This is a genomic window from Flavobacterium muglaense, from assembly GCF_014305155.1.
GTDB classification, from domain to species: Bacteria; Bacteroidota; Bacteroidia; order Flavobacteriales; family Flavobacteriaceae; genus Flavobacterium; species Flavobacterium muglaense.
On sequence record NZ_JACRUK010000018.1, the window covers coordinates 58,920 to 67,907 of the forward strand.

Genomic DNA, 8,988 nt, shown 5'->3' on the forward strand with positions numbered 1-8,988 from the left:
TTAGAATTTGCAGGTTGACCTATCGTAATAATTTAAAAAATATCAAATGAAAGCACAAACTATAATAGTTGGTTTATTGTTAGCCTTAATTTCTTGTAAAAAAACAGCCGAAGAATCGACTGCACAGGTCGCATCACTTCAAAGTGATAGCCTTGCAGTAAAAGCAACAGTTGTAATTAAAGATTCTATTTCAACAGATCCATACATTGTATTTGACAACAATAAAAAAAATATTGAGTTGCAACTACCAACGCTAACTAGAGTTCAAGCCAATCAATTATATGAAAGCTATTATGACAAAAACAGCGTCATTATTTCTCAAATAATAACCAAAGAAGCCGCTATACTAGAACAGTTTTATAGTGAAGAGAAAACAGATCAGAAAAATACTTTAACGCTTGGTCAAAAACTTAAAAATCATAATCTAAAATACGACGAAATAGGCGAAGGTATGGTCGAAGTCACTACCAAAACAGACTTTTACTATACACTTTTTAGTAAATATGTGACTGATGATTATAAGGCGTACTTATACTTACAAAGCGAAGAAAACAAGTCAATGTACGCTGCTGATGCAGGTTTGGTTATCTCCTTTCAAGAATTAGGCGAACGTATCGTTAAATGGGAAAAGTTTTTGTCTCACTATCCTAAATCTTCATTGTATGACAAGGTAAAAGAAAGCTACAAATATTATCAGCAGGACTTTATCATGGGTTTAGATAACACTCCTACAACAGAAAACGCAACAACGGAATCAAAATATATTTATCCCGAAAACTTACAAGTATTTTATGCTTTTGCTCAAAAGTACCCAAAAAGTCCCACTGTGCATTTGATTACTTTTTTTAAGGAAAATTTTAAAAATGACGATATACAACAATTGTTAAAAAAAGAGCAAGAAAAACTGTAAATCATTTTGTCAAATGCTAAATATTTTTTTTATTGATAATGGAGTTTTAACTCATAAAGAAAATTGATAAAAAATAAAACAGCTAAAAAATGATGCTGACTCCTAAAGTTGATTTATTAACTCATGAACAAAAGAGCCCGAAGACAGCATTTATCAAGAGGTACATTATTGGCTTACAATTTAATAATAATAAAAGATTGATTATTAATCATAATGCCAAAAGCAAAATAAGCTTAAAACTTATCGATACATACATGTTGTGGGCAATGCGTCAAAAACGACTAAATAAAATGAAAAAACAAACACTATATTTAATAATAACCATTTTACTTGTAAGCTGTAACGCTAAGACAGAAGATAAAAATAATGTGAATATAACAGAGCCAAAAACTCAAGAAAAACCTAAAGACGAAATAAAAAAAATTGAACAAAATGGAAAATCTTTTTATGAGTGGTATTTCAAAAATGACTTTCCAAATTGTGGAGTCATCAAAGATAAAAATGAAAAATGCTTAATTGATACAATCGGTTATTTTAAATCATTAAGAAAATTAGGAACTATATCTGAAAAATTTATTAATAAAGAAAAACAAAGATTATTAAGTTGTTCTGAATTTATTTCTACAATTGATTACTCAGATTACGAAAATGCTGAAGCTTACGATTACGACCAGTATTGCGGAGATTTCTATTATATGTATTGGATAAAAAGTCAAGAACCGCCAAGTAGTTTTTCAGTAAAAAATGTAAAAAAAATCAATAATAATCTTGCAACTTTAGATATTTATGAAAATTATGGTGAAAAAGACGAACCGCTATCAAAAATATTTTTAGAAAAAGAGGGCACAATTTGGAAAATTATTGAAATAAAATTCATAGTTCGTGAAGAATCCAAAGCAGAAAAAATTCTAATTTATAGAAAGTGGCGAAACACAATGGTCACTTTACATATTAGTAACGGAGGTTTAGCATTTGAATACCATGGACAATGTATGTATTTCTATCCTATAAAAAAAATTAATGAAAATGAGTTTGAAATGATATGGTCAAACGATATGGATTGTTCATTTGACAACGGAACAAGAAACACATTTAACTTAAAAAATTTTCCAACAATAGGTAAACCATTTGCTAAATTCAAACTAAAAAATGATATTCTTTACGCCGAATACTATTATAAAGATTGGGTAAAAAAGTACACTGAACAAGTGGCAGAAAACGTATTTACTTCAAAATATTTTATAAAAAATGAATAAAACTAACCGAATAAGTTTTCTCTAATCAAGCATTCGCATTTAACTTTCTTTTGAAATTATACATTTGTAAACAATCAATTTCAGATCGCTTTATAAAACCACCATTGTTGCAACAGTTAGACAATTTTATTTAAAAATAGGTCATAAAAAAAACGGGAATAAATCCCGTTTTTTTTTAAAATTTTATAGCCTTCTATTAGAATTTGAAATTCAATCCAGCAGAAAAAGTAGTTCCACTGAAACCAAATTGATTCACTTCCCAAGGGTATTTGAAACGACCTCCTAAGTCTGTAACCACATCGCCTTTGGTGTCAATTTGATCCGGATACACATTAAATAAATTGTTCACCATTACGTTTCCAGATATTGTACTTGTAAATTTATAAGCTACGCCTAAATCAGTAATAATTTTTCCTGAAAAAGTTTGATCTTTAGTTGGATCAGTAGCGTGTTGCCAAGTAACGTCACCAAAATAAGTGTTATTAAAAATGATACTTGCTTTCTTTAAATCATAATTTGTACCTAACAATACTTTTGTATTAGGTCTTGCGCTTAGGATCCTTCCTTGTTCCTTACGGTTAAAGATGTCGTACCCGTTAGCTTTTAAGATCGCTGGAGTAGCAATTTGACCATCGATTTTAGTATTTGCAATATTAGATGCTAAACTAAAAGCCATTTTTCCGCCTCCTAAAGCTAAATTCTTATAATTCAACACAATATCAACTCCTTTAGTAGTCGTATTTACCGCATTGATGAAAAACTTCATGCTCGTAATATTATTGGCAATCAAAATTGATTCAACAGGATTAGTAGTGCTATTGTCACCATCAAAACCTACTTCACCAGAGAAAAGTACGCGATCCTTAACTTGGATATGGTAGAAATCTAAAGCAGCAGAAAAGTTTGGTCCAGATCTAAAAGTAATTCCAGTCGAAATATTTTGAGATTTCTCGGCATGTAATTTAGGAACACCTAAACCAATAACAGCAGGATCTACATTGTTAAAAGTTCCTTGATTCGAAATAGTGTTTCCAGAAACAAGTGTTTGAACGTTACTCAAATAAATTTGATGTAGAGCAGGTGCTCTAAATCCTGTGCTGAAAGATCCTCTTACCGTAATATTATTGTTTAATTTATAACGCGAATTTACTTTCCAAGAAAAATTATCACCAAAGTCAGAGTAGTTCTCGTATCTCAGAGATCCTCCAATTAAGAATGCTTCAGAAACATCATAATCTAAAGTTGAATAGATACCAACGTTATTACGATCTTTTTTCAACGCGTTTGCTGGCTGTAATCCTGGGAAAGATTGAGCACCCGATCCAGTATAAGATTCTGATTGACCTGCTCTAGCTTCAAATTGCTCTCTTCTAAACTCTGTACCAAAACCTAAAGTAACTTTATCAAAAGTTCTTGAGAAATCTGCATTACCAACTAATTGGCTAAAAGTATAACCTCCTACATTAAATTCAGTTGGGCTATTAGCTCCTAAAGTTGGATTCAAAGTACTTCCTACAGTATAATCAACTTTGTTTGACCCAGCAGTTAAACTGAAATCAGAATTGAAACCAAAAACAGTAGATTTAATACCTACAGACCCTAAGTTATCAAATACATCGGTATTAAAAGTAGGCTGAAAACCGTTGTATGTTGTACCTGCTGCATGCAATAAATTATTAGGATCTGAAATCCAATATGGAGTTCTGTATAGAGCGAAACTAGTTCCTTTACGAATATTAAGATCTCCAAAGGCATATAGAGTTGTCTTTTCTGAAAGTGGGTACTCAGCATTTACAACCAAAGCTCCCATTTTAGAATCAGGTAAACCAATATTCATTCCTAAATCTGGATTTTTACTCAACCAATCTCCCCATGTTGGGTCATTAGCAGCAACTCCAAACAAATCATCTTTACCAGGTGTACCTGCTCTGTTTGTTTTATTTTGGTCTAAGTATGAAAGGTTAAAGTTCACAAAACCTTTATCCGCAATTTTAAATCCTGAGTTTAAATCAGCTCCAAAATTGAATCCATCTCCTTGAGAAGTAACGCCAGAGGTCAAACTTACTTCTGTAAAATTAGTTTGCTTCTTAAGGATGATGTTTACAACACCTGCAATTGCATCAGATCCGTATTGAGAAGATGCACCATCACGCAAAACCTCCACTCTTTCAATAGCTGAAAAAGGAATACTTTTCATATCGGTCCCTACTTCACCTTTACCAGGCGTGTCATTAATATACACTAATGCACTTTGGTTTTTTCTTTTACCGTTTACCAATACTAAAGTACGACTTGGCCCTAAACCACGTAAATCAGCTGGGTCAAAGTGTGCAGTGGCATCAGATATTGCTTGGCTACTTGAATTAAAAGAAGGTATTTTATAAGCCAACATTTTATCAAATGTAACTTGTCCACTCGATTTTAGGTCTTCTGAGTATAATTTATCAATAGGTACCGCTGAATTTAGTACACTACGAACCTTAGATCTATTACCAGTAACAACAACTTCGTCCAAACTGTTGTTAGGATCTAGTTTAAAAACGATAGGCGTTACATCGCTTGTTACTTCAATATTTTTATTTTGATATCCTACGTATTTAGCGATTAATGTAATAGGCAAAGCTTTTACATTGATAACAAAATTACCATTTCCATCCGTTGTTACTCCTTGAGCTGTTGTTTTATCTACAACATTAGAATAAGGCAAAGGTTGACCATTTTCATCGGTTACCACTCCTTTGATTGTTTGCCCATTCATCATTGTGGTACCTATTATCATAAATAATACCACCAAAACAAATTGATTAAATTTCATAGTTAGTTTTAGCATTTTTAATTTTAACATTTCGTCGTGCAAACTTATGGATAATTGTTAAAATATAGCCAATACTGACAATTAATTATATATATATTTAAAAATATTACTCGAAATCAAAGCTTGTAACTCTCAATAAACACTTGGGTTTTCTGCTTTTTTCAGAATTTATTATGTTAAAATTTCACAGTATTTATCTGGCATTCAGCTGATTAGTTTTTGATACACTTTTAAGCCCATTAACGAAAATAAGCTGGTGTAAATCCGTTTCAATATCTACTAATTTTTTAGGGATTTAGCCCCAATTAGACCGCAAATACCTACTAAAATGACAAAATATAATACAAAAATATACGAAAAACACAAAATCATAAGCAGCAAACGATCTAGAATAGAGGTACAACCATTTGAAATAAGTTGCAAACCATTTGGAATATTCATTCCAAATGGTTTACCTTTGACGCATGAATAAAAAAGATTCCATCTTACTAGCGGCTTTGCACCTCTTATCTACAAGAGGTGTACACGACACCCCAATGTCTGCAGTGGCAAAAGTGGCGGGCACAGGAATGGGGACTATTTATAACTACTTCCCTACTAAGGACATCTTGATCAACGAAATTTATACCTATATTAAACAGCAAGAAGCAGCGGTATTTATACCGTTTGTAGCTGATCAACCCATTAAGCCACAGTTCGAATTTTACTTTCAGTCGATTATTACTTTCTTTAATGATAATATTGTGTACTTCCAGTTCATGGAGCAATTGCAAGCTTCTCCTATTATAACAGAAGAAAGTAAGCAAACAGGAATAACAGCAATTCAACCTGTTTATGAGTTAATTGCAAAGGGTCAAAAAGACGGCTTCATTAAAGATATTGAAACAGGAGAGCTACTACAATTTATAGGCGGTGCTATCTTGTCTTTTTTACGTAATTACACCAGCGCCAATCAATTAGAAAAGCCAATTGTAAGCAATTACATTAACATGTCTTGGGACGCGATCAAGGTTTAAAAAATTTTATATAATTTTGGAACGAATATTCTATCCAAAATAAAAACGAGAACAATTTTACTATAAATACCATACTCAAAATGAAAAAAGCATTCAAAATCCTCTTCTTAGCCGTTGTACTGCTTGTTGCCATTGCAACAACTACCTTTTATTTCTTTCCTCAAAAGATCATACAACTAACCAATTGGTCTTTTGCCAATAGTGCCAACCTAGAAAAAAAATCAATAGTACTTGCTACTTGTACCATTCATTATTATCTATCCAAAAATTGGGATAAAAAAAAACTTTAGTCTTATTACACGGCATGGGCGATGACAAATCCAGTTTCCTTCAATCGGCGAAATTATTATCCAAAAAATACAACCTAATCTTACCTGATTTAAACGGTCATGGAGAAAATGTCAAAGACAAAAAAAGAGATTACTCGATTAAAGGTCAAACATTGTTTTTACAGCAATTTTTAAAAGCCATTAATGTGCAGCAGTTTTATTTAGGCGGCAACTCAATTGGTGGCCATACTGCTTTGGCTTACACCTTACATTATCCAAAACAAGTTAAAGCACTTATTTTAATCAATGCGCCCGGTGTTACACTCGATGATCACGTTGTATACGGTGGTTTTGGAAAACCGATGAAAAACAAAGGTGATTTGGATAAAGTTTTAGCACGTGTTTTTTACAAAATACCAGACCTGCCTGCCCCTATCGCTAACTACATGATTACAACTGTAAATGGAAGTCTAGACTTCGTTGATAACGCCTTAGTACCTGCTATTCTAAATGGAGCCGATTTTGATTTAAAAGACAAGATTCAAAAAATCACTGCTCCCACTTTAATTTTATGGGGTAAACACGATAGCGTAGTAAAAAGCAATGTATCGGATTACTTTCATCAAAAGATAGCAAATAGCAGTTTAATTTTTATCCAAGATGCTTCGCATTCGCCACAACTAGAAGTACCAAATGAAGTAGCAACAGCTGTACTTGCTTTTCTAGAAAAAAAATAAACAACCTAATACTTATAAAACATAAAATAAATCATGAAAAAAAATGTCTTAATAACAGGAACATCAACAGGTGTCGGCTTTGAAACTGCTTTACTATTTGCTCAAAATGGCTACAAAGTATATGCTACGATGCGCAACATTGCAAAAGGTGAACTACTGCAACAAAAAGCAACAGAAGGGGCTCTAGATATTGAAATTCTACCATTTGAAGTAACCGATGTGCAATCGATTCAAGCAGCGGTAAATACCATTATTGAACAAGATGGAAAAATTGATCTTTTGATCAATAATGCAGGAGCAGGATTTGCCAAAACTACTGAGCAAGCTACTGTAGCAGAAATTAAATGGGTTACTGATGTCAATTACCTTGGAGTGGTTTATTGCACACAAGCCGTTTTACCCTTCATGCGTGAGCAAAAATTTGGTCAAATTATTTCGATTACCTCTGTAGGAGGCTTAGTTGGTCAGCCGTTCAATGAATTGTACTGCGGTGCAAAATTTGCGGTAGAAGGATTCATGGAAGGACTAGCAACATATGTAACTGATGCTTTTAATATTAAAATAACATGTGTAGAGCCAGGAGGAATTGCAACAGAATTTATGAAATCGGCGATTGGGAAAACAGCGGTTGACGGCGTTTTGGCAACTGGAGAATACTTGCCTATTTTTGAAAGATACATGGCTGGAAATCAAAAAAGAGCCAGCGAAAGCACTGAAAGTGTTTACCAAACCGGTCTAGAAGTTGCAACTGTAGTGCTACATGTTGCGCAAAATGAAAATCCTCCTTTGCGCATCCGTACATCGGCATGGGCTGAAAACTTTTGCGCTTTGAAAACCCAAGCAGATCCGGACGGAACAAAACTAGTAGCCCAAATTACAACTAACTTTCTATAAAAGCATTGGACTGTTAATGATGCTTTAGTTATAAGTTGAATAGTTGTACAAAAATCTGTTGAATAGCCCTGATGGAAGTGGCATCCTCTTGCTGTGCGATAGCAAAAGCAAGAGATATAGCGAACAGCAAGACGTATTGCTCTAAAATGCAGAAACGTATTGCTCCTAATAACAGCGCTACTTATAGTATAAAAACCTTCTTTTTTACCTATTTGACCTTGGTTTATACTTTAAAAGTACTGGTTGACAGTCCTATCTTTGCATCAAATTATAAATCTAAAAATAAAAACATATAATGGATACTTCAAAAACGACAAAAGAACAGATTATCAATGCTTTTCAATCAAGACATGCTACAAAGGAATTTGATGCTTCGCAAATAGTAGCTTCAGAGGATATGAATTTCATACTTGAAACTGCACATTTATCTCCAAGTTCTTTTGGATTTGAACCATGGCATTTTATTGTTGTTCAAGATAAAGAGTTAAGAGAATTATTGAAACCTGTGGCTTGGGGAGCGCCATTGAAACTAGATACAGCGAGCCATTTTGTATTGGGATTGAGCATGAAGGCGCCTATGACAAAATGGGATTCGGACTATATTATGCACATGATGAAGGATGTAAAGCAATTACCTGAAGATGTGATTGAGATGTATTCTAAATTTTACAGAGAGTTTCAAGAGCGTGATTTTGCACTTGACACCGACAAAAAATTGTTTGATTGGGCTTCAAAACAGACTTATATCGCATTAGGAAATATGATGACATCAGCGGCATTGATAGGAATTGACAGCTGCCCAATTGAAGGATTTCACCAAGAAAAAGCTGAAGCTTTATTGAAAGAAAAATTTGGAGTTGATACGGATAAATATGGTTTGTCATACATGGTTGCCTTTGGATACAGAAAAGAAACACCAGCTCATGGAAAATCAAGAAGAAATATTGATAGTATTGTGACTTGGAAATAATACATTTACTTTTTCGAATAATAGGACAAAGCACCGCTCTTTTAGGAGGGCACTGAAAAAGTGTTTCTAATAAATTAAGACCTAAAAAGGAGTAGATATCTATTGATTTCTACTCCTTTTT

At 33.2% G+C, this 8,988-nt stretch carries 9 protein-coding genes; 8 read left to right on the forward strand and 1 reads right to left on the reverse strand.

Annotated elements, in window-relative coordinates; genetic code table 11:
• The first annotated feature begins 46 nt into the window (after positions 1 to 46).
• The gene (locus H8R24_RS09290) at positions 47 to 910 is read left to right on the forward strand and encodes a hypothetical protein (RefSeq protein WP_187018262.1); all 864 of its coding nucleotides are present in this window, start codon (positions 47 to 49) and stop codon (positions 908 to 910) included.
• 89 nt (positions 911 to 999) lie between these two features.
• Positions 1,000 to 2,166, forward strand: a complete 1,167-nt coding sequence (locus tag H8R24_RS09295) for a hypothetical protein (RefSeq protein WP_187018261.1) — start codon at positions 1,000 to 1,002, stop codon at positions 2,164 to 2,166.
• Positions 2,167 to 2,362: 196 nt separating this feature from the next.
• On the opposite strand, the gene H8R24_RS09300 is transcribed toward H8R24_RS09295, so the two are convergent.
• A complete protein-coding gene (locus H8R24_RS09300) occupies positions 2,363 to 4,981 on the reverse strand; it encodes a TonB-dependent receptor (RefSeq protein WP_187018260.1) in 2,619 nt (872 codons plus the stop codon).
• A gap of 328 nt (positions 4,982 to 5,309) precedes the next feature.
• Here H8R24_RS09300 and H8R24_RS09305 point away from each other — a divergent pair, with 328 nt between their 5' ends.
• The 6 genes from H8R24_RS09305 (at position 5,310) to H8R24_RS09330 (ending at position 8,867) form a co-directional block, all read left to right on the forward strand.
• Positions 5,310 to 5,453 (forward strand): hypothetical protein, encoded by a 144-nt coding sequence (locus H8R24_RS09305; RefSeq protein WP_187018259.1) that lies wholly within the window; start codon positions 5,310 to 5,312, stop codon positions 5,451 to 5,453.
• A complete protein-coding gene (locus tag H8R24_RS09310; protein ID WP_187018258.1) occupies positions 5,446 to 5,997 on the forward strand; it encodes a TetR/AcrR family transcriptional regulator in 552 nt (183 codons plus the stop codon). The genes H8R24_RS09305 and H8R24_RS09310 overlap by 8 nt, the downstream gene beginning before the upstream one ends.
• 80 nt (positions 5,998 to 6,077) lie before the next feature.
• Positions 6,078 to 6,287, forward strand: coding sequence for a hypothetical protein (locus tag H8R24_RS09315; RefSeq protein ID WP_187018257.1), 210 nt, complete (start codon positions 6,078 to 6,080; stop codon positions 6,285 to 6,287).
• 14 nt (positions 6,288 to 6,301) lie between these two features.
• Positions 6,302 to 7,003: an alpha/beta fold hydrolase gene (locus tag H8R24_RS09320; protein WP_187018256.1), complete on the forward strand. Its 702-nt coding sequence runs from the start codon at positions 6,302 to 6,304 to the stop codon at positions 7,001 to 7,003.
• 33 nt (positions 7,004 to 7,036) lie between these two features.
• A complete protein-coding gene (locus H8R24_RS09325; protein ID WP_187018255.1) occupies positions 7,037 to 7,897 on the forward strand; it encodes an SDR family oxidoreductase in 861 nt (286 codons plus the stop codon).
• 295 nt (positions 7,898 to 8,192) lie between these two features.
• A complete protein-coding gene (locus tag H8R24_RS09330; protein WP_187018254.1) occupies positions 8,193 to 8,867 on the forward strand; it encodes an NAD(P)H-dependent oxidoreductase in 675 nt (224 codons plus the stop codon).
• The last annotated feature ends 121 nt before the right edge of the window (positions 8,868 to 8,988 follow it).